The sequence below is a fragment of the Silanimonas lenta DSM 16282 genome (assembly GCF_000429065.1).
GTDB classification, from domain to species: domain Bacteria; phylum Pseudomonadota; class Gammaproteobacteria; order Xanthomonadales; family Xanthomonadaceae; genus Silanimonas; species Silanimonas lenta.
In genome coordinates, this window is sequence record NZ_AUBD01000005.1 from 40,951 (window position 1) to 64,422 (window position 23,472).

A 23,472-nucleotide genomic window follows, 5' to 3' on the forward strand; every position below is an offset into this window, starting at 1 on the left:
GCAGCGCCCGGGCCTAGAGTCGGGGCGCGGTGGCCGCGGCCCGCGGCCCGGTGCAAGGGGAAAACCGATGCGGGGGTTCTGGCGCGTGTTCGCGGGGCTCATGGCCTGCGCCCTGATGCTGTCCTGTCCGGCGGGGGCACAGCCCGGCACCCCGGGCGATACGGCAGAAGGCCTGCTGTTCCGCCAGGTGCGGGTGTTCGACGGCAAGGGCACCGCGCTCTCGCCGCCCAGCGACGTGCTGGTGCAGGGCACTCGCATCGCCCGCGTTTCCCGTACGCCGCTGGAGGCACCGGCCGGCGTGCGCGTGGTCGAGGGCGGCGGCCGCACCCTGATGCCCGGCCTGATCGATGCCCACTGGCATTCGATGCTGGTGGCCCCGGACCTGATGCTGGCGATGACCGCCGACATCGGCTTCCTCAACCTGCTCGCCGCCGACGTGGCCAAGGCGACCCTGGCCCAGGGCGTGACCACGGTGCGCGACGTGGGTGGCCCCTCCTTCGGCCTGAAGCGCGCCATCGACGTCGGGCTGGTGCCCGGGCCGCGGATCTACCCCTCCGGGGCGATGCTCTCGCAGACCGGCGGGCACGGCGACTTCCGCCTGCCGCACGAGGTGCCGCGCACCGGGATGACGAACCTGAGCCGGGCCGAGCTGCTCGGGGCGGCCGTGATCGCCGATGGCCCGGACGCGGTGCGGGTGCGCACCCGCGAGCAGCTCATGCTGGGCGCCACCCAGATCAAGCTGATGGCGGGCGGCGGCGTGAGTTCCTTCTACGACCCGCTCGACGTCACCCAGTACACGGTGGAGGAGATGCGCGCCGCGGTGGAGGCGGCGGAGAACTGGGGCACCTACGTGATGGTGCATGCCTACACCTCGAAGGCGGTGCGCGCCGCCATCGAGGCCGGGGTGAAGTGCATCGAACATGGCCAGCTGGTGGACGAGCCCACGGTGCGGCTGATGGCCGAGAAGGGCGTCTGGTGGAGCCTGCAGCCCTTCCTGCTCGACGAGGACGCCAACCCGAAGAACGACGAGGCCGGGCGGCTCAAGCAGCAGCTGGTCTCGCAGGGCACGGAGCGCGCCTTCGCGCTGGCGCGCAAGCACGGCGTCAAGGTGGCCTTCGGCACCGACACCCTGTTCAACCGCCGCGGCGTGTCCCGCATCGGCGCGCAGCTCGCCAAGCTGGCGCGCTGGTATCCGCCCGGCGAGGTGCTGCGCATCGCCACCGGAGCGAACGCCGAGCTGCTGGCCCTCTCCGGCGAGCGCAATCCCTATCCCGGTCCGATCGGCGTGGTGGCGGAAGGGGCGATGGCCGACCTGATCCTGGTGGAGGGCGACCCGGTGGCCGACATCGGCCTCATCGCCGATCCGCAGCGAAACTTCGCGATGATCGTGAAAGACGGAAAGGTGGTGAAGGATGCGCGCTGATTCCCTGATCCGGCCGGCGCTGCTTGCCGCCCTGTGCCTGATGGGCGCGGGGCTGGCGCAGGCGGGCGACTGGCAGTACCGCGCCGCGCCCTACCTGTGGGGCACGGCCATCGACGGCGGCCTGCGCCATCGTGGCCTCGACCTCGAGGTGAGGCCGCGGGCCTCCTTCAGCGAGGTGTTCGATTCGCTCGACGCCGCCGCCATGGGCGCCTTCGAGGCGAGCCGTGACGGACGCGGCTGGCTGGTCGATGTGCTGCATGCGGAAGTCTCGCCCCGCGTGGGCGTGCCGGTGCCGGGCACGGGCCTCGCCTTCCCGGTGGACGTGCGAGCCCGCAGCACCACGCTGCTGCTGGCCGGGCACTGGCGCTGGCGCGAGGGCGACTGGGGGCATCTCGACGCCGTGGCGGGCCTGCGCCATTTCTCCACCCGCACCCGCTTCCGCTATGAACTGCCGGGCGCGATCGCCGGGGCCCTGCCGATCCCGCCGGCCTATGCCGGCGCGCAGTCGGAGCGCTGGGTGGACGTGCAGCTCGGGCTCAAGGGCCGGCGCCAGTTCGGCAATGGCCTGTTCCTCGGCGGCTGGGCGCTGGCCGGGGCGGGGGGCGCGAAGCACACCACTGACCTGATGCTGCATGTGGGCGGGCCGGTCTCCGCCGAGCTTGCGTGGATGCTGGGCTACCGCTGGCTCGACACGCGGAAGGAAGCGGGCGGCTTCCGCTTCGATGCCCGCCTGCATGGCCCGGGCCTGGGCCTGGAGTGGCGCTGGTAACCCGGGCCGGGCGCGGTCTCGTCGCCGCACCCGAGGCCGAGGCGGCTTTAGCCCGCCGCGGCGCGAAGCCCGCCGCCGGTGGCGAGTTCCGGCCAGCGTGCCAGCAGGGCGGCGCGCACCGAGGCCGCGTCCAGCCCGGCCTCGGCCAGCAGTTCCTCGCGCGAGGCGTGGTCCTGGAAGCGGTCGGGCAGGCCGAGCAGCAGGGTGGGCTTCAGCACGCCGGCTTCGGCGAACAGTTCCAGCACCGCGGAACCGGCGCCGCCCATCACCACATTGTCCTCGAGGGTGGCGAAGCCCTCGTGGCTGGCCGCCAGCTCCAGCAGCAGGGCGCGGTCCAGCGGCTTGACGAAGCGCATGTTGACCACGGTGAGGCCAAGCTCGGCCCCCACCGCCTCGGCCACCGGCACGAGGGCGCCGAAGGCCAGCAGGGCGATGCGGCTGCCGCGCCGGCGCAGCTCGGCCTTGCCGATCGGCAGGGTATCGAGGCTGGCGGGCACGGCCACGCCGGGGCCGGTGCCGCGCGGGTAGCGCACGGCGGCCGGGCCGGGGTAGCGCAGGCCGGTCGTGAGCATGGCGCGGCATTCGGCCTCGTCGGCCGGGGCCATCACCACCATGTTCGGCACGCAGCGCAGGAAGCTGAGATCGAGGTTGCCGGCATGGGTGGCGCCATCCGGCCCGACCACGCCGCCGCGGTCGATGGCGAACAGCACGTCGAGGTCCTGGATGGCCACGTCGTGCACCAGCTGGTCGTAGCCGCGCTGCAGGAAGGTGGAGTAGATCGCCACCACCGGCTTGGCGCCCTCGCAGGCCATGCCGGCGGCCAGGGTCACCGCATGCTGCTCGGCGATCGCCACGTCGAAATAGCGCTCCGGGTACTCCCGGCTGAAGCGCACCAGGCCCGAGCCCTCGCGCATCGCCGGGGTGATGCCCATCAGCCGCGGCTCGGCGGCGGCGGCATCGCAGAGCCAGTCGGAGAACACATCAGTGTAGGTGGGTTTCTTCGCCCCGCCCTTGTTCACCACGCCCTGGCCGGGGTCGAAGGGGCCCACCGCGTGGTAGCCGATCTGGTCGTCCTCGGCGCGCTCGTAGCCCTTGCCCTTGGTGGTGATGACGTGCAGCAGCTGCGGGCCCTTGCGGCCCTTGAGCATCTTCAGCGCCTGCAGCAGGGCCGGCAGGTCGTGGCCGTCGATCGGGCCGGTGTAGTGGAAGCCCATCTCCTCGAACAGGGTGGAGGGCACGAACATGCCCTTGGCATGCTCCTCCCAGCGGCGCATGAAGCGGGCGGCCGGGCTGGTGCGCTTGTCGCCGAGGATCTTCTTGCCGCCCTCGCGCACCGCGTTGAGCGTGCTGGAAGCCATCAGCTTGCCCAGCATCCGGGTCAGGCCGCCCACGTTCTCCGAGATCGACATGCGGTTGTCGTTCAGCACCACCAGCACGTCGGGCTCCGGGTCCATGCCGCCGGCGTGGTTCAGGGCCTCATAGGCCATGCCGGCGGTCATCGCCCCATCGCCGATCACCGCCACCACGCGGCGCGGGTCACCGGCGCGCTGCAGGGCAGTGGCCATGCCCAGGGCGGCCGAAATGCTGGTGCTGCTGTGGCCGACGCCGAAGGTGTCGTACTCGCTTTCGCTGCGCTTCGGGAAGGGCGCCACGCCGCCCTTCTTCTTCACCGAGGTGATGCGCGCTCCACGGCCGGTGAGGATCTTGTGCGGGTAGGTCTGGTGGCCGACATCCCAGACGAGGCGGTCGTTCGGGGTGTCGTAGACCCAGTGCAGGGCCACGGTGAGCTCGATGACCCCGAGGCCGGCACCGAAGTGCCCGCCGCTCTGGCCCACCGATTCGATCAGGTACTCGCGCAGTTCGGCGGCCACGGCCGGCAGTTCGGCCTCCGGGAACTGGCGCAGGTCGGCAGGGTAGGTGATGCGGGAAAGGCGCGGGTAACGCTGGGCGTCCATCGGCGGCTGGGGCAAATGCGGACGGCGATTGTCCGCCCCGGGGGGGAGGGGGGGCAAGCCGAGCCCCGGGCGGGGTTCAGGCAGGACCGGGCCACGCAGGGTCCGCCCGGGGCGCGGCGCGGGCGCAGCCGGGGCAAGGGGGCTCAGCGCACGCTGGCGTGGCCGGCGGCGAGTGCCGCGTTCACGTAGTCGGCCACCTCGGCCTCGCTGGCCCCCGAGGCCGCGGCGATTTCCTCCACCGTGGCCGGAGCCTTGAGCATCACCGTGGCGATCCGGAAATGCTTCGGGAACTCACGCTCCACCTGCGGCCAGCGGTCGAGCTGGAAGCGGGTGCCCGCTGCATGCCCCTGAAGCCGGCCCTCGCCGCCACCCAGGGCCAGCAGCCAGGCGAGGCGGGCCAGGGGTTGCGGCTCGCCGGCCCGGGCCAGCGCTTCGGCCGCGGTCTCCGCTGTGAGCGGGGAGAGCGCGATTCGGGCCGGGTCGAGCGTGGCGTAGGGCAGCAGGGCCTTGAGCGAGCGGCCGGGAGCGAACTGCTGGCGGTCGAGGTCCACCACCAGCTCGGGAAGACCGGGGGCCCGGGCCGAGAAGGCGCCGCTGCCGGCCGCGAGCCGCGCGGCGAGGCGGGGTGCGGCGGAAGGCGCCGGGGGAGCGGACACCGGTGCGGCGGGAGGGGGTTCGACCGGGCGTGGGGGGAGCGCCTCGGCCTCCCGCGGCGGCGGAGCGGGGGGCGATGCCGGCACCGCCGGGGCCTTCGCGCTGCCGTTCCCCGGTGCCGCGCCGGCGGAGCCGATCGTTGCGAGCACGGCGGCCAGGCCGGTGGCCGTTAGCGGGGCTTCCAGCCGGTAGGTGGTATCGGCGCGCAGGGCCTGGGTAAGGCCGATGGTCAGGACGCCGGGGGCGAAGCCGCGCATCCAGGCCATCTGGCCGTACATCGAATCGAGATCGACCAGCACCACGTCGGCCGCGGCCTCCTCGGCGATGCTCCAGCCGGGCAGGCCCAGGCCCTCGAAGAGCCGGCGGGCCTTGGCCTCATCGTCGCGGTCGAAGCCGGAGAAGCTCAGTCGGGGCATGGCAGCGCCTGTGGCAAGGGGAGCGGCCGAGTATCGGAACTGCCCGCGCGCGGGGTCAATCCGGCGCAGGCCTGCCGCGGCCATGCTGTGGGCGGCGTCACAGGAGGGTCCTGGCCCGGCTCAGCCCGAGGGGCGCTGGCGTTTCGGCAGATGCGCTTTCAGGAAAGCCATCTGGTCGGCGAGGATGTGCCGGTTGGAGAGGATCAGGTGCTCCACCCAGCTCGGCCGGAAGGGCACCGCGAGCAGCGGCATGCCGGCCTGCTGCGGCGTGCGCCCGCCTTTCTTCGAGTTGCAGTGGATGCAGGCGGCCACCACGTTCTCCCACACATCCCTGCCGCCCTTCGAGGTGGGCACCACATGGTCGCGGGTGAGGGCGGTGCGGCGGCCGTCGGCGCCGCAGTAGAGGCAGAGCCACTGGTCGCGGGCGAACAGGGCGGCGTTGGTGAGGGGCGGCGTCGGGTCGGGGATCCGCGAGCGGGCATGGCCGCGGGCGGCGATGATCGGGGCGATCTCGAGCACGCTGCGGCGCCCGGTCCAGCGGTTCACGCCGCCGTGCAGCACGAGGCAGGGCTCGCCCAGGGTCCAGGCCACGGCATCACGGGCGTAGAGGCAGGCCGCGTCCTGCCAGCTCATCCAGTTGAGGATGCGGCCGTGGGCATCGAGCGCCAGCAGGCGCGGTGGAGGGCCTGCGGGGAAGCGCGAGGGGGCAGACCCCCGTGCCGGGGCGCCATCGACCCTGGCCAGCGCAAGTGCCGGAAGCGGCGTGGCGGGCTCCATCGGAACTCGAGCATACCCCGGAATTGTGACGGCGCAAGCACGGCCGGGTGCCCATCCTCGTAGACTGCGCGCCTTCGCAGCTGGAGACCGGCATGGGCATCCTCTACCCCGACATCGACCCTTTCGACCTCGGCATGCTGCAGGTGGATGCCCGGCACCGCCTGTACTACGAACAGTGCGGCAACCCGGCGGGCAAGCCGGTGGTGCTGCTGCACGGCGGTCCCGGGGCCGGCTGCGGGCCGAAGATGCGCCGCTTCCACGATCCGAAGCATTACCGCATCGTGCTCTTCGACCAGCGCGGGGCCGGGCGTTCCACCCCGCATGCCGATCTCGTCGACAACACCACCTGGCATCTCGTGGCCGACATCGAGCGCCTGCGCGAACACCTCGGCATCGAGCGCTGGCAGGTGTTCGGCGGCAGCTGGGGCTCCACGCTGGCACTGGCCTACGCCCAGACCCATCCGGAGCGCGTCACCGAACTGGTGCTGCGCGGCATCTTCATGCTGCGCCGCTGGGAGCTGGAGTGGTTCTACCAGGAGGGCGCCTCGCGACTGTTCCCGGATGCCTGGGAGGCCTACCTGAAGCCGATCCCAGAGGTGGAGCGCCACGACCTCATCTCCGCCTACCACCGCCGCCTCACGTCCGAGGACCCGGCCACGCGGCTCGCCGCCGCCCGCGCCTGGAGCGTGTGGGAGGCCGCCACCAGCTTCCTGCACCAGGACCCCGGCTTCATCAGTGGGCACGAGGAGGAGGCCTTCGCGCTCGCCTTCGCCCGCATCGAGTCGCACTACTTCGTCAATGGCGGCTTCTTCGAGTGCGACGACCAGCTGCTGCGCGACGTGCCCCGCATCCGCCATCTCCCGGCCACCATCGTCCATGGCCGCTACGACGTGGTCTGCCCGGTGCAGAACGCCTGGGACCTGAAGCGGGTCTGGCCGGAGGCGGAGCTCGTCATCGCGCCGTCCTCGGGGCACTCGGCCTTCGAGCCGGAGATCGCCAGCGCCCTCGTCGACGCCACCGACCGCTACCGCGGGCGCTGAGGCTCAGGCGAGCGGGCTGCCGTCCGGGTTGCGGTCCACCAGCCACAGCCCGGCCCAGAGCTTCGGGTCCATGGCATAGCCTTCGGCCATCTTCGCCGCCAGCCAGCGCGGGGCCTCGTCCACCGGCACCTCGTGCACGGTGATGTCCTCGGTTTCGTCGCCGCCGCCGGCATGTACTTTCTCAAGCCCGGTGGCGCGGCAGAAGGCGATGCGCTCGTTGCTCATGCCGGAGCTGGTGGGCCCCTCCATCAGCACCTCCACCCGCTGGGCGCGCCAGCCGGTTTCCTCGAGCAGCTCGCGGGCGGCGGCGGCCTCCAGGGTGTCCTCGCCGTCCTGGTCGCCCACCAGACCCGCCGGCATCTCGATGGTGCGCTGGCCGAGCGGCACCCGGTACTGCTCGACGAAGAGCAGGGTGCGCGCCGGAGTGACCGCCACGATGATCACGGCCTTGCCCTCGGCGTGGGTGCGTTCGGCGTATTCCCAGGTGCCGCGCACGCGGATGCGCAGCCAGCGGCCCTCCCAGGCGACGGTGTCCTTGCTGTCGGAGTCGTGACGGCTCATGCCGGGAGTGTCGCGCATTCGATGAGACGGCGGCGTGTCATCGGCCCGATTCGCAGGCGTTCGCAGAGCCGGTCCAGGGCCTCGCGGTCGGGATCGCGGCGGGCGCCGTCGAAGCCCTCGGGCAGGGGCGCGTCGCGCACGATGGTCGCCAGCCGGCGCGAGAGCAGGGCTGCCTCGCGGTGTTCGCGCAGGCGCGCGGCATGGCCGGCGGCGCCGCGCAGCTTCAGCAGCGGCACTTCGTCGAGGCGCTCCAGCAGGGCGTCGAGCGAGCCGTAGAGGCCGAGCAGGGTGGCGGCGGTCTTGGGGCCGATGCCGGGCACCCCCGGGATGTTGTCGATGGCATCGCCAGTCAGGCCGAGGTAGTCGGGCACCTGGTGGGCGTGGATGCCGAAGCGCGGCCTCACTCCGGCGCAGTCCCAGCGCTCGTTCCGGGCGAAATCCCACTGCCAGTCGCCCTCGTCGAGCAGCTGCGCCATGTCCTTGTCGGCCGAGACGATCACCACGCGGCGTCCGCCGCGCCGCGCCTGCTCCGCGGCGCTGCCGATCAGGTCGTCGGCCTCGTAGTGGCCATGCGCCAGCACCGGCAGGCCGAGCGCCTCGCCGAGCGCCTTGCAGTGGCCGAACTGGCGCTTCAGTTCCTCCGGGGCCGGTTCGCGGTTGGCCTTGTAGGCCGGGTAGACCTCGTTCCGGAAACAGCGGTCCTGCGCCTCGTCGAAGGCCAGCGCGAGATGGCGGGCGCGGCTGCGGGCCAGCAGGTCGCAAAGGAAGCGGGCGAAGCCGTGCACCGCATTCACCGGCCAGCCCTCCTCGTCGGCCACGTCGGCCGGGGTGCCGTGCCAGGCGCGGAACACGTAGAGGCTGGCATCGACGAGATGCTGGGCCTCCGGCGCGGGGCTCATGGCCGGAATACCGAGAGCTTGTCGGCCAGGGCCGGGCGCAGCCGTTCCGGCGCTTCGCCCTGCGGGGTGCCGATGTGGATGAAACCGAGCAGCTGCTCCTCGGGCGCGAGGCCGAGGCCGGCCAGGATCTCGCGGTCGTAGGCGGCCCAGCCGGTGAGCCACTGGGCGCCGAAGCCCATGCCCTGCGCGGCGAGCAGCAGGGCGAAGCACACCGCGCCGCCGGAGAGGAGCTGCTCGACCACCGGCACCTTGTGACCGGCCACCGGCGTGGCCACCACGGCGACGATGGTGGGGGCGAAGCAGAAACGCTCGCGGTCCTTCTCGAGGGCGGCGGCCGGGGCGTTCGGGTCGATCTCGCGTGCCCGGGCGACGAGCCGCTCGCCGAGCACATGGCGGGCCTCGCCCTCGATCAGCACGAAGCGCCAGGGGGCGAGCTTGCCGTGGTCGGGCACCCGCATGGCGGCGGTGAGCAGGGCCTCGAGCTGGGCCCGGTCGGGACCGGGGGCGGCAAGCAGGCGGCTCGGCACCGAGCGGCGCTGCGTCAAGGGCGCAAGGACATCCATGAGCGCAGTGTAACGGCGGGCCGCCACGATGCCCCAAGTGCCGGATGCGTCACGGTTTGCAAGTGTCAACGGGGCCACTATGCTGCCCAGCCTCCCCGCGTTCCGCCCGCCGCGATGAACCCCGCGAACAGCCGCCCGCCGACCTACGACGAACTCCTGCGCCACACGCGCCGCTTCGTGGTGGACCAGCTCTCGTCCCTGGTGCTCGCCGTGCTGGGCAAGGCCGATGACTGGATCTTCGATCTCGCCCAGAAGGAAGGCGAGGGCGCCGATCCCTTCGCCCGTTCGCCCAGGCTGGAGGCCATGAACAGCCTGCGCGCCACCCGCGCCACCATCGAGCGCCAGTTCGCGCGCCAGTACGAGGCCCTGTTCGACGAGCTCATCGAGCCCCGGCCGCTGGCCGTGGACGGCGCCAGTCTCAGCCTGGTGGGCGAGGAAGAGCTGGAGCAGCAGCTCGCCTCCGACCTGATCGTGGAGGCCCTGCAGCGCGCCCACGGCCACACCCTCGACGCCCTGGCCCGCGGCATGGCGAAGCTCATGGGCACGGAATCGCTGGCGCCGCGGCAGAACCCCTTGAGCGCCCTGAACTTCGGCCATGGCCTGCACCGGGCGCTCAAGGGCATCGAGCTGCCGAACATGCTGCAGGTGGTGCTCTACAAGTACTACGAGCGCGAGCTGCTGCAGCGCTTCCCCGAGATCATCGAGCCGCTCTCGCAGCGCTTCGCCGCCGCCGGCCTGGTGCCGCGCGGCGGTCCCGGGGTGGTGCCGCGGGCCGCTGCGCCCTCGCGCCCGGCCGGCACGCCCACGGCCGGCATGGCCTCCGCCCACGCGGCCGAGGCGGGCCATGGCACGGCGGCGCCCGGGGGCGGCTGGCAGGGCCATGCCGCCGCTGTGCCCGAGGATGCCAATGTCTTCGCCCTCCTGCGCGAGATGCTGCGTGCCCTGCGCCCGGCGCAGGCCGTGGCCGACGGCGTGGCCGCGGGGGGCGGCGAGCATGGCGGGCGCCGGCCGCTCGCCACCAACGAAATGCTCTCCGTGCTCTCGCTGATGCAGGCCGAGGTGCCGCCCTCGGTGCTCGAGACCATGGAGCGCCACGAAGCCTCGCTTTCGGTGCTGCTGAAGCGCGACCTGCTGCAGAGCGCCAGCCGCATCGGCCTCTCGCCCGAGCAGGTGCGGATCAGCCCGGACGAGGAGGATGCCGTCGATCTCGTGGGCATGCTCTTCGACGTCCTGTTCGATGAGCACGATTTCGAGCAGCGCGCCCGCAATCTGGTGAGCCGGCTCGTGGTGCCCTACGTGAAGGTGGCCCTGCTCGACAGGCGGATGTTCATGTACCGCACCCACCCGGCGCGGCGCCTGCTCAATGCCGTCACCGAGGCCTGCGAGGGCAATGCCGGCCAGAGTGCCCAGGAGCGCGAGATGCTCGGCAAGGCCGAGCAGGTGGTGGATACCCTGGTCTCCGAGTTCAACGAGGACGTGGCGATCTTCGAGACCCTGGAGGCCGAGCTGCGCGGCTTCCTCGAGCAGCAGCGCAAGCGCATCGAGCTTGCCGAGAAGCGTGCCGCCGAGGCCCAGCGCGGCCAGGAGCGCCTCGAGCACGCCCGGCTGCAGGCCGGTGGCGAGCTTGCCAGCCGCATCGACGGCCGCAGGGTGCCGGCGGCCCTGCGCGAGTTCCTGGCCCGCAGCTGGTCGCACCACCTTTCGCTGGTGGCCCTGCGCGACGGCACCGAATCGGATGCCTGGAACGGCGCCCTCGCGCTGGCCGACAAGCTGCTCGACCTGCTGCCCGGCGGCCGGGCGGCCGGCGTGAGCGTGGGCACTGCCATGCAGGGCCTCGGGGCCGACATCGTGGCCGTGCTCGCCAGTTCCGGCGTGCAGGGCGAGGCGGCCGATACCGTGATCAAGGCGCTGGCCGACGGCATCGAGGCGCAGCGCCGGGGCGACGCCCAGGCGGCCCAGCAGGCCGCGGCCGTGCTGCGCGTGGCCCCCGAGCCGCCGCCGGTGCCGCAGCCGCCGCGGCTCAAGGTGGTGGCCGGTACCGAGGTGGCGCCCGCGTTCGATCCGGACGATCTCGTCCAGTTGCGCCAGCTCAAGGTGGGCGACTGGATCGCCCTTGCCGGCGAGGACGAGAAGTTCGCCCCGGCCAAGCTGGCCTGGATCTCGCCGATCTCCAACCGCCTGATGTTCGTCAACCGCCGCGGCGTGCGCATGCTGGTGGCCTCGGTGGAGGAGCTCGGCGTGCTGAAGAAGCAGGGCAAGCTGCAGCTGCGCGACGCCCAGGGCGGTGCCTTCGAGGATGCCCTGCAGCGCATGGTCGGGCGGCTGAAGCAGGACATCGCCTGAGGGCATGAGCTGCTGCCGGCTTGGCCGCGCCAGGGGGCCTACTTCCGGCCGCGGCTTCGGCTAGCATCGGGGCATCCGTTCAGGGGAGAACGTCGATGCCCGTCACCGTGGTCTGTCTCAAGGAAACCGCCGCCGGCGAGCGGCGGGTGGCGCTCAGTCCGGAAACCGCGAAGAAGCTCGCGGCACTCGGCGCGGCGCCGGCGATCGAATGCGGGGCGGGGGAGGCCTCCGGTTTCCCCGATGCGGCCTATGCCGGCACCCGCGTGCTCGAGCGTGAAGCCGCCCTGGCGGCGGCCGATCTCCTGCTCTGCGTGCAGTCGCCGGACGCCGCCACCCTGTCGAAGCTCAAGCCCGGGGCGGTGGTGGTGGGCATGCTCGCCGCCCATGCCCCGGGTGAGCGCGAGGCAGTGCTGAAGGCCCGCGGCATCACCGCCTTCTCGATGGAAAAGCTGCCGCGCACCACCCGCGCGCAGTCGATGGACGTGCTGAGCTCGCAGGCCGGCATGGCGGGCTACAAGGCCGTGCTGCTCGGCGCCCAGCTCGCGCCGCGCTTCTTCCCGATGCTGAGCACCGCCGCCGGCACCATCCGCCCGTCCAGGGTGCTGGTCGTCGGGGCCGGCGTGGCCGGCCTGCAGGCCATCGCCACCGCGCGTCGCCTCGGGGCGCAGGTGGAAGGCTTCGATGTGCGGCCGGAGACCCGGGAGCAGATCGAATCGCTGGGCGGCAGGTTCCTCGATCTCGGGGTCTCGGCCGCCGGCAGCGGCGGCTATGCCCGCGAACTCACCGCCGAGGAGCGCGCCCTGCAGCAACAGCGCCTCGCCGAGCACCTGAAGGGCATCGACGTGGTGGTCTGCACCGCCGCGGTGCCCGGCCGCCCGGCGCCGAAGATCATCACCGCCGCGATGGTGGAGGGGATGAAACCGGGCGCCGTGGTGGTGGACATGGCCGCCGAGACCGGGGGCAACTGCGAGCTCACCCGTCCCGGCGAGACCTTCCAGCATGGCGCCGTCACCGTGGCAGGGCCGCTCAACCTGCCGAGCAGCGGGGCGGTGCATGCCAGCGAGATGTACGCCCGCAACCTTCTCAACTTCGTCTCGCTGTTCCTGAAGGAGGGCGCCATCGCCTTCGACTGGAGCGACGAACTGGTGGAGAAGACCTGCTGGGTGAGGCCCGCCGGCTGAGAGCAGGCGGCAGGCGCCAGCGGCGTGGCTGCGGCGCAGGGGAACAGGCGATTGCTAAGGGGAAGAACGATGGACGGCTTCGTTGCGCTCTACATCTTCATGCTCGCGGCCTTCACCGGCCACGAGATCATCTCGCGGGTGCCGGTGATCCTGCACACGCCGCTGATGTCCGGCTCCAACTTCGTGCATGGCATCGTGGTGGTCGGCGCCATGGTGGCCCTCGCCCACGCCGGCACGCCGCTGGAGCGCGCCATCGGCTTCATCGCCGTGCTGCTGGGGGCGGGCAATGCGGTGGGCGGCTACGTGGTCACCGAGCGCATGCTCGAGATGTTCAAGTCGAGCAAGGGGAAGGCCTGATGGACGGCATGCTCGACCTGCTGGCCAAGGCCAGCTATTTCATTGCTGCGGTGCTGTTCATCTTCGGCCTCAAGCGCATGTCCTCGCCGGTGACCGCCCGGCGCGGCATCCAGTGGGCCGGCATCGGCATGGTGCTGGCCACCCTGGTGACCTTCGTCGCCCCGACCACCTGGGGGGCGCACGGCATCGACCCGATCAACCTCGGCCTCATGCTGCTCGCCATCGCCCTCAGCGGGGTGTTCTGGCTCTGGGGCAAGAAGGTGCCGCTCACCGACATGCCGCAGATGGTGGCCATCTTCAACGGCATGGGCGGCGGTTCGGCAGCGGCGATCGGCGCCGCCGCGCTGGTGACCGCCGCCGGCCATGCCGGTGCCTGCGATGCGGCCGCCATGGCCGCGCACGCCTGCCTGGATGCCACCAAGACCACGCTGGCAGTGCTTGGCGCCCTGATCGGCGCGGTCTCCTTCTCCGGCTCGGTGATCGCCTGGGCCAAGCTCGACGGCCGCATGGACAAGCGCTACGTCTTCCCGGCCCAGCAGCTGGTGAACGCCGCCCTGATGGCCGGCGCGCTCATCTGCGGTGTGTTGCTGGTGCTACAGCCCACGCCGGCCATGCCCGTCATCGCCCTGTTCTTCGCCCTGGCGCTGGTGGTGGGCATCGCCATGACCCTGCCGATCGGCGGCGCCGACATGCCGGTGGTGATCTCGCTCTACAACGCCCTCACCGGCCTCGCGGTGGCCTTCGAAGGCTATGTGCTGCAGAACGAGGCCCTGATCATCGCCGGCACCGTGGTGGGCGCGGCGGGCATGCTGCTCACCCAGCTCATGGCCAAGGCGATGAACCGCTCGCTCGGCAACGTGCTGTTCGGCAGCTTCGGCGCTGCCGGCGAGGCGCAGGCCATCAGCGGCTCGCAAAAGCCGATCGAAGCCAGCGACGTGGCGGCGATGATGGCGTTTGCCGAGCGCGTGGTGATCGTGCCGGGCTACGGCATGGCCGTGGCCCAGGCCCAGCACAAGGTCTGGGAGCTCACCCAGGCCCTGCAGAGGCGCGGGGTGCAGGTGAAGTTCGCCATCCACCCGGTGGCGGGGCGCATGCCCGGGCACATGAACGTGCTGCTGGCCGAGGCCGGCGTGCCCTACGACATCATCGCCGACATGGACGACATCAATCCCGAGTTCGCCATCACCGACGTGGCCCTGGTGATCGGCGCCAATGACGTGGTGAACCCGGTGGCCAAGACCGATCCCTCCTCGCCGATCTACGGCATGCCGATCCTCGACGTGGAGGCGGCGCGCAATGTCATCGTGGTGAAGCGCGGCAAGGGCACCGGTTTTGCCGGCATCGAGAATGCCCTGTTCTATGCCGACAACACCCGGATGCTCTACGGCGATGCCAGCGGTGCCATCGCCCAGCTCATCGCCGGCATGAAGGAACTGGACGGCGGCGGGCACTGAGGCCCGCCGCGTCCCTCGCGCCCGCCGGCAAGGAGGCCAGCAGGCGATACGGCTTCAGAAGCGGCCCGACAGGGTGAGGCCCCAGGTGCGCGGCGTGCCGACGATGAAGGTCGGCAGGCCGAAGTTGAGGCCGGTGTTGCCGGCATCGATCAGGTAGGCCTTGTCGGTGGCGTTCTTGACGAAGACGCCGAGGTCCCAGCGTCCCTCGCCCAGCAGCAGGCCGGCCTTGAGGTCGACGAGGGCATACCCGGCCTGCTCGATGCCCGGCTGGTTCTGGTCCTCGAAATACACCTGCGAGCGCCAGTTCCAGCTCGGCCGCAGGTAGAGTTCGGCGCCTTCGGCCACGGCGAAGCGGGCGTCGATGCCGGCCGAGGCCGAGTGCTTCGGTGTCAGGCGGAAACGGTTTCCGGCCAGGGTCTGGCGGCGGCCGGCGTCGTCGAACTCGTCGAAGCCAGCATCGATGTAGCCATAGGTGAAGAAGGCCTGCAGGCCCTCGCTGGCGCGGAAGATCAGCGAGAGCTCGCCGCCGTCGGCGCTGGCATTGCCGCCATTGGCGGTGAGCGTGCCGATGCCGTTCGGATTGAGCACGCTGGCCTGGAAGTTGCTGTAGTCGTAGTGGAACAGGGCGAGGTCGTAAGCGAGGCGCTCGCCGAAGGCCGCTCCTTTAAGGCCCACTTCGTAACTCAGCACGATCTCGGCCGGGACGAAGTTCGGGGTGCCATTGCCGCCGGTGGGAAACTCGATGATGTCCGGGCGCCGGCCGCGGGCCACCGAGGCATAGCCCATCGTCGTCTCGCCGAAGCGGTAGTTGGCCACCACACGGCCCACGGCCGAGCTGTAGGTGTCCTCGGCGAAGCGGCGCGAGACCGGCCGGAACAGCATGTTCGGGAAGGCCACGGCCGTGGGCGCGGCCGGCAGCACCTGGCCGAGCGCGCTGAAGCCGCCGAGGTTCAGGGCCTCGTAGCCCGAACGCACCTTCTCGCGGGTGCCGCGCAGGCCGAGGGTCAGGTCGAAGCGATCGGTGACCGACCAGGTGCCGTCGGCGAACACGTCGAGCGCCTCGACCTTGCCGAAGTTGCTGTACTCCTCGCTGTAGGACGCGCGCAACGGCAGCGGCGTGCCGAGCGGGATGCCCGGGATCCCGAGGGCCGGGAAGGTGGTGTAGCCGAGGAAGGGCGTGAGGTCGGGGTTCAGCGGGCTCACCACGGGCAGCTGGATCAGGCCACCGGTGGCGGCGCCGACGCCGGCGCGCAGGGCCGGGGAGAGCAGGGCGGCGAGCTGGCGCTCGTCGGTGCTGAAGGGCACGCGCTGGAAGCCGTCCTCCTGGAACCAGCCGAGGCCGGCGAAGCCGCGGAAACGGCCGCCGGCGTCGTAGTTGAAGCGGAACTCCTGGCTCAGCTGCTCGCCTTCCACGTCCTCGGCGAACTCGAGGGCATTGAGCTGCGAGCCATCGGCATCGAACTCTTCCACCGAGGCGAACGTGCGCCAGCCGCTGATGCTGCTCAGGGTCCAGGCATCGTTCAGGCGGAACTCGCCGAGCAGGGTCACGCCGTTCACGTGGCGGTCGAGGCCGAGCCGGGTGCCGCGGTTGAGGTCGGCGGTGTAGTCGAACACGTCGCGGCTGCCGGCGCGGGTGGGCAGCACGTTGGTGCGGAAGGCGGTGCCCGGGCCGCTGTCGACCTGGTGGTTGAGGATCAGGTCGAGGCGGTGGCCCTCGCCGAGCTCGAGCCCGAAGCTGGCGCGCAGCGCGCTGGTGTCCTTGCCGTTGAGGCGGCCCCCGGCGAGGTTCTCGACATACCCCTCGTTGCTTTCGTGGAAGACCGCGAAGCGTGCCGCCAGGGCATCGGAGAGCGGCGCGTTGGCGTAACCGCTGAAGTGCTTCATGGCGTAGTCGCCGAGGCCGACGGTGAAGCCGCTCTCGTGGCCGTTGAAGGCCTTCTTCTGGATCAGGTGCACCGCGCCCACCTGGGCGCCGCGCCCGAACAGGGTGCCCTGCGGGCCGCGCAGCACCTCGACGCGCTCGAGGTCGAAGGGCTGCACCACGGCGCCGCGGGCGCGGGAGAGCGAGACGCCGTCCTGGAACACCGAGACGCGCGGGGCGGCGAAGGCCTGGCCGCTGTCGGAGGTGATGCCGCGGATCACGAAGCCGGGGTTGTTCGGGCTCTGCTCCTGGATCTCGAGGCCGGGAACGAGGTTGCCGATGTCCTTCATCTCGGTGGCGCCGAAGCGCTCGAGGAACTCGCCGGAATAGGCGCTGATCGCGATTGGCACGTCCTGCACCTGCTGCTCGCGCTTCTGCGCGGTGACGACGATGGTGTCGATCAGCGTGGCGCGCTCGCCGCCGTCGGCGGTGGCGTCCTGCGCCTTGAGCGGGGCAGGGAGGACGGCGGCAAGCAGCGCACCGTGGATGGCAAGGGCGATCAGCGAGGGACGGGGATGCATTCGATGCTCCGGAGGGTGGGGGAAACGAAGGGCGGGAGCGTCGTGCAATGGCGTGACAAGCTCGTTAAGCCTCCCGGCGTCATGCCGCTGCAATCGCCCTCGTGTGCACTGGCCGGCTTTCCCTCTGCCCCCTGGATGCCATGCCGCCGATCAGTCGCCGCCAGTTCCTCCGTCTTGCCAGCGTCACCGCCGCCACTCTTGCCTTGCCGTGCGCCGGGGCGGCGCCGAGTCCCATTGCGGTCGATCGCCGCCTGTTCGCCCAGTCGGTGGCCTCCGGCGATCCGCGGCCGGACCGCGTGGTGCTCTGGACGCGTATCGCGCCCGGTAGCGGCATCGCCAGCCTGCGGCTGCAGCTGGCCACCGACGAGGCCTTCGAGGACCTGCGGGTCGATCGCCATTTCCCCGTGGGGGCCGCCACCGATGGCTGCCTCAAGGTGCGGGTCGAGGGTCTGGAGCCGGACCGCCGCTACCACTACCGCTTCCTCGCCACGACGCCGCAGGGCACGGTCTCCTCGCCCCTTGGCCGCACCCGCACCGCGCCGGCCCCGGGCGCCGAGCGCGACCTGCGGTTTGCCTTCCTGAGCTGCCAGGACTACACCGGGCGCTGGTACAACAGCCTGCTGCCGCTGCTCGAGGAGGAGCTGGATTTCATCCTGCACCTCGGCGACTTCATCTACGAGACGGTGGGCGATCCTGGCTTCCAGGAGGGCGAGGGGCGGCGCATCGAGTTCGACGATGCGGCCGGAGCGATCGAGCTCGGCAAGGCCGGGCGCCGCTTCCATGCCGCGGCCAGCCTCGACAACTACCGTCAGCTGCACCGCGAGTACCGAAGCGATCCCGTGCTGCAGGCCCTGCTGGAACGCACGCCGCTGGTGGCGATCTGGGACGACCACGAGTTCTCCGACGACTGCTGGCAGGACGTGGCCACCTTCCACGATGGCCGGATGGACGAGCGCGACGGCGAGCGCCGGCGCAATGCCGAGCAGGCCTGGCACGAATACCTGCCGGCCGACCTCGACCCCGCCCGCGATGGGCGCGAGGTCGATCGTGGCGCCCTGTTCCCCCACGGCCAGATCTGGCGTGAACTCGTCTTCGGCCAGCGGCTGGCGCTGATGGCCACCGATTTCCGCAGCGCCCGGCCCGACCACCTCGTGCCCGAGGATGCCTTCCCCGGTGCGTTGGTCTACGACGAGCCGGCCCTGCGCGAGGCCCTGCCGCGCATCGGCGAGGCCTTCGAGGACTGGCAAGGGCATCTGCACCCCTACATCGACCTGCGTGATCCGGCGTACCGGCGACCGCGGGCGGCGATCCGCCGGGCGCTGATCCGCGCCTACCGCGACGAGGGGCTGGCGGCGGCCGACGTGCGGCGCCGCGTGGCCCGGGCCATCGAGGCGCCGATGGCCCTGCCGGTGGCCAATGCCATCCTGCAGCGCCACGACGCGGCTGCGCCCTTCTTCCTGAAGGCCGGTCCGATCGAAGCCCGTCCCGACCTGCCGCGTGGCCTGAGCTGGGCGGCGCTCGGCAAGACCCGGCTGTTCGATGCGGTGGGCAGCCGCTATTTCGTCATCGCCCCGACCTACCGCCTGCTGGCACGGCTCAGGACCGCAGAGACGCCGAGCGCCCTCGGCGCGGCGCAGGCCGGGTGGCTGCAAGGAGCGCTGGAGCGCCATGCCGGGGCGGACTGGCGCATCGTGGCGAGCTCGGTGTCCTTCACCCCGCTACTGCTCGACCTGCGCCGGCCCGAACTCGCATCACCGCCGGCCTGGGCCCACGAAGTGCTGCTCAACGTCGATCACTGGGATGCCTTCCCGGTGGAGCGCGCGGCCTGGTTCGAGGCCTTCGACCGCCATGGCGCCCTGCTGCTCTCCGGCGACATCCACGCCGGCTTCGCCAGCCAGCACGCGGCGAAGGTGGTCGAGTTCACCACCCCGGCGGTCTCTTCCACCACGCTCGGCAGCATCCTCGGCAGGAACGTGGATGGCGATACGGCTACCCGGGCGGCGGGCCAGCGCCTGGTCGAGGCCCTCGATGCCCTGCTGCTCGCCGGCTATCCCGGCCTGCGCTACGCCCAGACCCGCCGCCACGGTGTCTCGCTGGTCCATCTCGGGCGCGAGACCATGGAGGTGCGCTTCCTCGAGTTCGACGAGCGCCTCGCCGGTGAGTGCCTGTACGAGCGCCCCGGGGCCTGGCGGGCGCAGGTGCAGGAGCGGCGCTTCCGGGTCGAGCGCGGCGAGGGGGGCTGGTCGCTGCAGGAGGCCGCGCCGCCGCGCTGAGACACCAGCCCGCGGAACGGCCGGCCCCGGCGCCGGCCTGCCGCCATGCCGCGGGCCCTTCCGGCCGGGCGACGGCGCCGTCATTCCGGCTCACCCGGCTAGCGGCTACAATTCGGGCTGATTTGGTCCTGATTCCGCCCGATGTACAGCCGCTCCAGCGAACCCGTCAGCTTCTCCCGCGACTGCGCGGCCGTGCTGGTGCCGCAGGGCGAGCGCGTGACCCTGCCGGCCGGCAGCGTCGGCTACATCACCCAGGCCCTCGGCGGCTCCTTCACCGTGTTCGTGGAAGGCAATCTCTTCCGCATCGCCGGCGAGGATGCCGATGCCCTCGGCAAGGAGCCGCCGGAAGCCATCGCGCTGGCCGAGGACGCCAGCGACGAGGAGGTGGAGAAGCTCGTCTGGTCGCAGCTGCGTACCTGCTTCGACCCCGAGATCCCGGTGAACATCGTCGAGCTTGGCCTGGTCTATTCGGTGGAACTCGGCCGCCGCGAGGACGGGGCGCGCCGCGTGGCGATCCGCATGACCCTCACCGCCCCGGCCTGCGGTATGGGCGACATCCTGGTGGACGATGTGCGCAGCAAGGTCGAGCGCATCCCCACCATCGCCGAGGCCGACGTCGAGCTGGTGTTCGATCCGCCGTGGAACCAGTCGATGATGAGCGAGGCGGCGAAGCTCGAGACCGGCATGCTCTGAAGGCGTTGGCCCGCAGGCCTCAGAGCCAGCGGGCCTTCCTGAGCTTCCAGTAGAGCAGGCCGCAGACCACCACCAGCACCCCGATGAGCACGGGGTAGCCGTAGCGCTCCTTGAACTCGGGCATGGACTCGAAGTTCATGCCATACCAGCTGGCGAACAGGGTGGGCACGGCCAGCAGCGCCGCCCAGCCGGCCAGCCGCTTCACCACCTCGCCCTGCTCGGCGGCTACCAGGGCGAGGTTCACCGACATGGCGGCGCTCAGCATTTCGCGCAGGGTGTCGGTGGCCTCGGTGACGCGCAGCACGTGGTCGTTCACGTCGCGCAGGTAGACCTTCAGTTCCGGCCGGACGAGGCTCGGGTAGAGCCTGGCCAGTTGCCCCAGCACGTCGCCGAGCGGCGAGACCGCGAGGCGCATCCGCGTCACATCGCGTTTGAGGTCGTAGAGCCGGCGTACCGTCTCGCGCTTGAAGTGGCCGTCGAACAGCTCGGCCTCGATGCGTTCGAGCTCGCGGCGGTACTGCTCGACCATCGGGAAATAATGGTCCACCACCTGGTCGAGCACGGCATACAGGCCGAAGCCGGGGCCGAGGGCGAGCAGGGCGGGCTGCTGTTCGCAGCGCTCGCGCGCGGCGGCATAGGGAAGCGAGGGTCCGTGGCGCACCGTCACCAGATAGCGCGGGCCGAAGAACACATGGGTCTCGCCAAAGCCGATCTCCAGCGTCTCGCTGGCCTGGGCGGTGTGCAGCACGATGAACAGGGCGTCGCCATAGGCCTCCACCTTGGGGCGCTGGTGCGCCTTCAGGGCGTCTTCCACCGCCAGCGGATGCAGGCCGAACTCCTCCTGCACCTTGGCGAGCAGGGCGGCATCCGGCTCGTAGAGGCCCACCCAGACGAAGCTGCCGTCGTCCACGGCCAGCGCCTCGGAGATGGCCTCCAGCGAGAGGTCGGCCACCCGCCGGCCGTCGCGGTAGTGCACGCAGGAGCGCAGCATCTCGCTGCGCGGGAAGGGGGCGTCGTCGTCGGCCGGGTGCATGCCGGCATCATCCGGTGCCGGCGCGGCGCTCCGCAAGGCGGCGGAAATGGCGGGCGAAGGCCCAGTGCAGGGGCACCAGCACCAGCAGCCACTCCAGGTTCTCCTGGCGCATGAAGGGCATGAACTTCAGCACGCAGCCCAGCACCACCGAACCCAGCAGCAGGAGCAGCACGGCGCGGAATCCCTTCCCCGGCGCGTGGCCGCGCGCCGCCCGCCAGGCCCCGGGCAGCAGCAGCAGGGCGAGCGGGCTGGCGAAGAACAGGGTTTCGTTGCGGTGGGCGAACTCGTGGCCGGTGCCGAACCAGAGGAAGAGCATCGCGAGGCCGGCAAGGCCCGAGAGCGCCCAGAAGGGCAGGGCCAGGGCCGCCACCAGGCGCGGGCGGCGGGTGCCGAGGGCGAGCAGGCCGAAGGCGGCGGCAAGCCCGCCGAGCATCGCTCCGCCGCGCCAGCGCGGCAGTTCCGCGGGGGGCACAGGCAGGCGGTGCGGCAGCAGTTCCCGCTCCTCCGCCACCAGCGGGCGGCCGTCCTCGCGGCTGAGGCCGCGCAGCGAATCGGCGAGCCGCATCGGGATGAAGGCCTCGTCCCAGCGCGAGAGCGGCCGGTCGGCACGGGCGGAGAGCCCGAGGTGGAAGCCAAGGCCCATCCAGCGGTCGGGCCAGGCAAGGCGCACCGCCTCGCCGCGGTAGGTGTTGCCGAGCGAGCTCGCGGTGAGGCGGCGCTTGAGCAGGCCGCCGGTGGCGGCATCCAGCGCATCGCGCACCCGGGTCGAGCAGTTGTCGGTGAAGTAGCGGTAGTCGTAGACCGCGTTTTCCGGTCGTGCGTTCACCGCCAGCATCGCCGCCAGGGCCGTGGCCTCGCTGGCATCGAGGTCGAGCCACTGCACCGACACGCCGCGTCCGGCGCGCTCGTAGAGCGAGAGATCGTAGGCGAGCGGCAGGGCCACCAGCCGGTAGCGCATCGTGCCGGCCACGAAGCGGGAAAGGAAATCCGGTTCCTCGGGGTCGAAGTAGCCGAAGTTGTAGCTGGTGGGCTCGCTGCCGTCGCCGGGATCGACCACCAGCGCGTTGTGGCCGAAGCGTTCGAAGAACACCTCGCCCGGCTGCATGGTGAGCACGCCCACCCGCGGCGCCGCGGCCAGCACGCCACCGAACAGGGCGAGGAAGAGGCTGAGCAGCAGCCGGGACGCCAGGCGCCGGGCGCTGGGGTCAGGCCGCGGCATCGGCATCCGCGGCCACCGGCCGCACCCCGAGGCGGATCACCCGCCGCTGGTCGGCCTCCAGCACGGTGAAGCGGAAACCGGCACCGTCGAAGGTCTCGCCGGGCTCGGGCAGGTGGCCGATGCCGGCCACCACGAAGCCACCCACGGTATCGAACTCGTCATCCGGCAGGCCGGCGGCGAAGCGTTCGTTGAACTCCTCGATCGGCGTCACCGCCTCCACCACCCAGCTGCCATCGCCGGCCACCGCGATCCCGGCGCCTTCCGGCTCGGCCTCGTCGTGTTCGTCGTCGATGTCGCCGACGATCTGCTCCAGCACGTCCTCGATGGTGACGAGACCGGTCACGCCGCCGTGCTCGTCCACCACGATGGCCATGTGGTTGCGCGAGGCGCGGAACTCGCGCAGCAGCACGTCGAGGCGCTTACCCTCCGACACCAGCAGGGCGGGGCGCAGCAGCTCGCGCACGTCCTGCACGGCGTTGTCCTCGACGATGCCGCGCAGCAGGTCCTTCGCCAGCAGGATGCCGAGGATGTCGTCGCGGTCGTTGCCATGCACCGGGAAGCGCGAGTGCCCGCTCTCCACCACCTGCCGCATCAGGTCGAGCAGGCGCAGGCCGGCGGGCAGCGAGACCATCTGCGCCCGCGGCACCATCACGTCGGCCACGGTCATGGCCGACACGGCGAGCGCGCCCTCGAGCATGCCCAGGGTGTCGCTTTCGATGATGCCGTTGCGGCGGGCGTCGCGCAGGATCTCGATGAGGTCCTCGCGGTTGCGGGGCTCACCCGAGAAGGCATGCGACAGGCGTTCGAGCCAGGAGCGCTTCTCGGGCAGGGGACTGGAATCGTCCTCGGACATTCAGGCCAGACGGATGCCCTCGACGGAGGGCGCAGGCCGCGGAGTGTAGCCCAAGCCCCGTGACACTTCCGGTGGAGGCCAGATCTGCGCCGTGGCGCGGGCCGGCTCAGCGTCCGGCGTAGGGGTCGGGGATGCCGAGCCGGGCGAGGATGCGCCGCTCGCGGGCTTCCATCGCCTCGGCCTCGGCTTCGTTCTGGTGGTCCATACCGAGCAGGTGCAGGCAGCCGTGCACCACGAGATGGGCGTGGTGATGGGCCAGCGGCTTGCCCTGGGCCAGCGCCTCCATCGCCACCACCGGCGCGCAGACAACGATGTCGCCGAGCAGGGGCGAGCGCACGCCCGGCGGCAGCTCCACCGGGAAGCTCAGCACGTTGGTGGCGTAATCCTTGCCGCGGTAGGCGCGGTTGAGCGCACGCCCCTCGGGCGAATCGACGAAGCGCACCGAGACTTCGGCCCGGGCGCGCCGCCCGGTCAGGGCCGCGGCCACCCAGCGGCGCACGCTGGCGGGCGCGGGCAGCCCCCGGCGCGGCAGGCCATAGCTCACGCTCACCGCAGGTTCCGCCATCG

The 23,472-nt window shown here is 71.6% G+C and carries 20 protein-coding genes; 9 read left to right on the top strand and 11 right to left on the bottom strand.

Features of this window, described 5'->3' with window-relative positions:
- The first annotated feature begins 67 nt into the window (after positions 1-67).
- Together G408_RS12860 and G408_RS0102820 are read left to right on the top strand one after the other, a co-directional pair.
- The gene (locus G408_RS12860; RefSeq protein ID WP_211226639.1) at positions 68-1,423 is read left to right on the top strand and encodes a metal-dependent hydrolase family protein; all 1,356 of its coding nucleotides are present in this window, start codon (positions 68-70) and stop codon (positions 1,421-1,423) included.
- Positions 1,413-2,192, top strand: coding sequence for a hypothetical protein (locus G408_RS0102820; RefSeq protein WP_028769851.1), 780 nt, complete (start codon positions 1,413-1,415; stop codon positions 2,190-2,192). The genes G408_RS12860 and G408_RS0102820 overlap by 11 nt, the downstream gene beginning before the upstream one ends.
- 47 nt (positions 2,193-2,239) lie before the next feature.
- Here G408_RS0102820 and dxs read toward each other — a convergent pair whose 3' ends face one another.
- The 3 genes from dxs to G408_RS12865 form a co-directional block, all read right to left on the bottom strand.
- Positions 2,240-4,147: a 1-deoxy-D-xylulose-5-phosphate synthase gene (dxs, locus tag G408_RS0102825; protein WP_037412043.1), complete on the bottom strand. Its 1,908-nt coding sequence runs from the start codon at positions 4,145-4,147 to the stop codon at positions 2,240-2,242.
- 143 nt (positions 4,148-4,290) lie between these two features.
- Entirely contained in the window at positions 4,291-5,217 is a 927-nt protein-coding gene (locus tag G408_RS0102830) for a hypothetical protein (RefSeq protein ID WP_028769853.1), read from the bottom strand.
- Positions 5,218-5,337: 120 nt separating this feature from the next.
- A complete protein-coding gene (locus tag G408_RS12865; protein WP_037412045.1) occupies positions 5,338-5,994 on the bottom strand; it encodes an HNH endonuclease in 657 nt (218 codons plus the stop codon).
- 92 nt (positions 5,995-6,086) lie between these two features.
- Here G408_RS12865 and pip point away from each other — a divergent pair, with 92 nt between their 5' ends.
- On the top strand, positions 6,087-7,034 hold the full coding sequence (gene pip / locus G408_RS0102840) for a prolyl aminopeptidase (RefSeq protein ID WP_028769855.1): 948 nt from the start codon (positions 6,087-6,089) through the stop codon (positions 7,032-7,034).
- Positions 7,035-7,037: 3 nt separating this feature from the next.
- On the opposite strand, the gene G408_RS0102845 is transcribed toward pip, so the two are convergent.
- Genes G408_RS0102845 through G408_RS0102855 form a run of 3 tightly spaced genes read right to left on the bottom strand, consistent with a single transcriptional unit; the run spans position 7,038 to position 9,057 of the window.
- The gene (locus G408_RS0102845) at positions 7,038-7,595 is read right to left on the bottom strand and encodes an NUDIX hydrolase (RefSeq protein WP_028769856.1); all 558 of its coding nucleotides are present in this window, start codon (positions 7,593-7,595) and stop codon (positions 7,038-7,040) included.
- Complete coding sequence (locus G408_RS0102850; RefSeq protein ID WP_051282549.1) at positions 7,592-8,494, bottom strand: 5'-3' exonuclease; 903 nt, start codon at positions 8,492-8,494, stop codon at positions 7,592-7,594. Before G408_RS0102850 ends, G408_RS0102845 begins: the two co-directional genes overlap by 4 nt.
- Entirely contained in the window at positions 8,491-9,057 is a 567-nt protein-coding gene (locus G408_RS0102855) for a nitroreductase family protein (RefSeq protein ID WP_028769858.1), read from the bottom strand. Before G408_RS0102855 ends, G408_RS0102850 begins: the two co-directional genes overlap by 4 nt.
- A gap of 114 nt (positions 9,058-9,171) precedes the next feature.
- On the opposite strand from G408_RS0102855, the gene G408_RS12870 reads away from it, so the two are divergent.
- The 4 genes from G408_RS12870 to G408_RS0102875 all read left to right on the top strand — a co-directional run bounded on the left by G408_RS12870 (position 9,172) and on the right by G408_RS0102875 (position 14,392).
- Positions 9,172-11,400: a DUF1631 family protein gene (locus G408_RS12870; protein WP_051282550.1), complete on the top strand. Its 2,229-nt coding sequence runs from the start codon at positions 9,172-9,174 to the stop codon at positions 11,398-11,400.
- Between the two features lie 95 nt (positions 11,401-11,495).
- Positions 11,496-12,581, top strand: coding sequence for an NAD(P) transhydrogenase subunit alpha (locus G408_RS0102865; RefSeq protein WP_028769859.1), 1,086 nt, complete (start codon positions 11,496-11,498; stop codon positions 12,579-12,581).
- A 69-nt stretch (positions 12,582-12,650) separates the two neighbouring features.
- Positions 12,651-12,938, top strand: a complete 288-nt coding sequence (locus tag G408_RS0102870) for an NAD(P) transhydrogenase subunit alpha part 2 (RefSeq protein WP_037412046.1) — start codon at positions 12,651-12,653, stop codon at positions 12,936-12,938.
- Positions 12,938-14,392, top strand: coding sequence for an NAD(P)(+) transhydrogenase (Re/Si-specific) subunit beta (locus G408_RS0102875; protein ID WP_028769861.1), 1,455 nt, complete (start codon positions 12,938-12,940; stop codon positions 14,390-14,392). The genes G408_RS0102870 and G408_RS0102875 overlap by 1 nt, the downstream gene beginning before the upstream one ends.
- 54 nt (positions 14,393-14,446) lie before the next feature.
- On the opposite strand, the gene G408_RS12875 is transcribed toward G408_RS0102875, so the two are convergent.
- The gene (locus tag G408_RS12875) at positions 14,447-16,834 is read right to left on the bottom strand and encodes a TonB-dependent receptor (RefSeq protein ID WP_037412048.1); all 2,388 of its coding nucleotides are present in this window, start codon (positions 16,832-16,834) and stop codon (positions 14,447-14,449) included.
- A 140-nt stretch (positions 16,835-16,974) separates the two neighbouring features.
- Between G408_RS12875 and G408_RS12880 the strand changes: the two genes are divergently transcribed.
- Both G408_RS12880 and sufT read left to right on the top strand, forming a co-directional pair.
- A complete protein-coding gene (locus G408_RS12880) occupies positions 16,975-19,107 on the top strand; it encodes an alkaline phosphatase D family protein (protein WP_051282551.1) in 2,133 nt (710 codons plus the stop codon).
- Between the two features lie 141 nt (positions 19,108-19,248).
- Positions 19,249-19,800 (top strand): putative Fe-S cluster assembly protein SufT, encoded by a 552-nt coding sequence (gene sufT / locus G408_RS0102890; RefSeq protein ID WP_028769862.1) that lies wholly within the window; start codon positions 19,249-19,251, stop codon positions 19,798-19,800.
- A gap of 19 nt (positions 19,801-19,819) precedes the next feature.
- Here the strand turns inward: sufT and G408_RS0102895 are convergent, their stop codons facing one another.
- From G408_RS0102895 to ybeY, 4 genes are all read right to left on the bottom strand, one after another.
- Positions 19,820-20,833, bottom strand: a complete 1,014-nt coding sequence (locus tag G408_RS0102895; protein ID WP_028769863.1) for a magnesium and cobalt transport protein CorA — start codon at positions 20,831-20,833, stop codon at positions 19,820-19,822.
- 7 nt (positions 20,834-20,840) lie between these two features.
- Entirely contained in the window at positions 20,841-22,052 is a 1,212-nt protein-coding gene (locus tag G408_RS12885) for a lipoprotein N-acyltransferase Lnb domain-containing protein (RefSeq protein ID WP_051282597.1), read from the bottom strand.
- Entirely contained in the window at positions 22,039-22,905 is an 867-nt protein-coding gene (locus tag G408_RS12890; RefSeq protein ID WP_037412049.1) for a transporter associated domain-containing protein, read from the bottom strand. Before G408_RS12890 ends, G408_RS12885 begins: the two co-directional genes overlap by 14 nt.
- Positions 22,906-23,011: 106 nt before the next feature.
- Positions 23,012-23,470 (bottom strand): rRNA maturation RNase YbeY, encoded by a 459-nt coding sequence (gene ybeY, locus G408_RS0102910; protein ID WP_028769864.1) that lies wholly within the window; start codon positions 23,468-23,470, stop codon positions 23,012-23,014.
- Between the last annotated feature and the right edge of the window lie 2 nt (positions 23,471-23,472).

Excerpts from the sequence above, each read along its gene's own strand:
- G408_RS12860 (WP_211226639.1), top strand. The coding sequence starts at position 68 with ATGCGGGGGTTCTGGCGCGTGTTCGCGGGGCTCATGGCCTGCGCCCTG.
- G408_RS0102820 (WP_028769851.1), top strand. The coding sequence starts at position 1,413 with ATGCGCGCTGATTCCCTGATCCGGCCGGCGCTGCTTGCCGCCCTGTGC.
- dxs (WP_037412043.1), bottom strand. The coding sequence starts at position 4,147 with ATGGACGCCCAGCGTTACCCGCGCCTTTCCCGCATCACCTACCCTGCC.
- G408_RS0102830 (WP_028769853.1), bottom strand. The coding sequence starts at position 5,217 with ATGCCCCGACTGAGCTTCTCCGGCTTCGACCGCGACGATGAGGCCAAG.
- G408_RS12865 (WP_037412045.1), bottom strand. The coding sequence starts at position 5,994 with ATGGAGCCCGCCACGCCGCTTCCGGCACTTGCGCTGGCCAGGGTCGAT.
- pip (WP_028769855.1), top strand. The coding sequence starts at position 6,087 with ATGGGCATCCTCTACCCCGACATCGACCCTTTCGACCTCGGCATGCTG.
- G408_RS0102845 (WP_028769856.1), bottom strand. The coding sequence starts at position 7,595 with ATGAGCCGTCACGACTCCGACAGCAAGGACACCGTCGCCTGGGAGGGC.
- G408_RS0102850 (WP_051282549.1), bottom strand. The coding sequence starts at position 8,494 with ATGAGCCCCGCGCCGGAGGCCCAGCATCTCGTCGATGCCAGCCTCTAC.
- G408_RS0102855 (WP_028769858.1), bottom strand. The coding sequence starts at position 9,057 with ATGGATGTCCTTGCGCCCTTGACGCAGCGCCGCTCGGTGCCGAGCCGC.
- G408_RS12870 (WP_051282550.1), top strand. The coding sequence starts at position 9,172 with ATGAACCCCGCGAACAGCCGCCCGCCGACCTACGACGAACTCCTGCGC.
- G408_RS0102865 (WP_028769859.1), top strand. The coding sequence starts at position 11,496 with ATGCCCGTCACCGTGGTCTGTCTCAAGGAAACCGCCGCCGGCGAGCGG.
- G408_RS0102870 (WP_037412046.1), top strand. The coding sequence starts at position 12,651 with ATGGACGGCTTCGTTGCGCTCTACATCTTCATGCTCGCGGCCTTCACC.
- G408_RS0102875 (WP_028769861.1), top strand. The coding sequence starts at position 12,938 with ATGGACGGCATGCTCGACCTGCTGGCCAAGGCCAGCTATTTCATTGCT.
- G408_RS12875 (WP_037412048.1), bottom strand. The coding sequence starts at position 16,834 with ATGCATCCCCGTCCCTCGCTGATCGCCCTTGCCATCCACGGTGCGCTG.
- G408_RS12880 (WP_051282551.1), top strand. The coding sequence starts at position 16,975 with ATGCCGCCGATCAGTCGCCGCCAGTTCCTCCGTCTTGCCAGCGTCACC.
- sufT (WP_028769862.1), top strand. The coding sequence starts at position 19,249 with ATGTACAGCCGCTCCAGCGAACCCGTCAGCTTCTCCCGCGACTGCGCG.
- G408_RS0102895 (WP_028769863.1), bottom strand. The coding sequence starts at position 20,833 with ATGCACCCGGCCGACGACGACGCCCCCTTCCCGCGCAGCGAGATGCTG.
- G408_RS12885 (WP_051282597.1), bottom strand. The coding sequence starts at position 22,052 with ATGCCGCGGCCTGACCCCAGCGCCCGGCGCCTGGCGTCCCGGCTGCTG.
- G408_RS12890 (WP_037412049.1), bottom strand. The coding sequence starts at position 22,905 with ATGTCCGAGGACGATTCCAGTCCCCTGCCCGAGAAGCGCTCCTGGCTC.
- ybeY (WP_028769864.1), bottom strand. The coding sequence starts at position 23,470 with ATGGCGGAACCTGCGGTGAGCGTGAGCTATGGCCTGCCGCGCCGGGGG.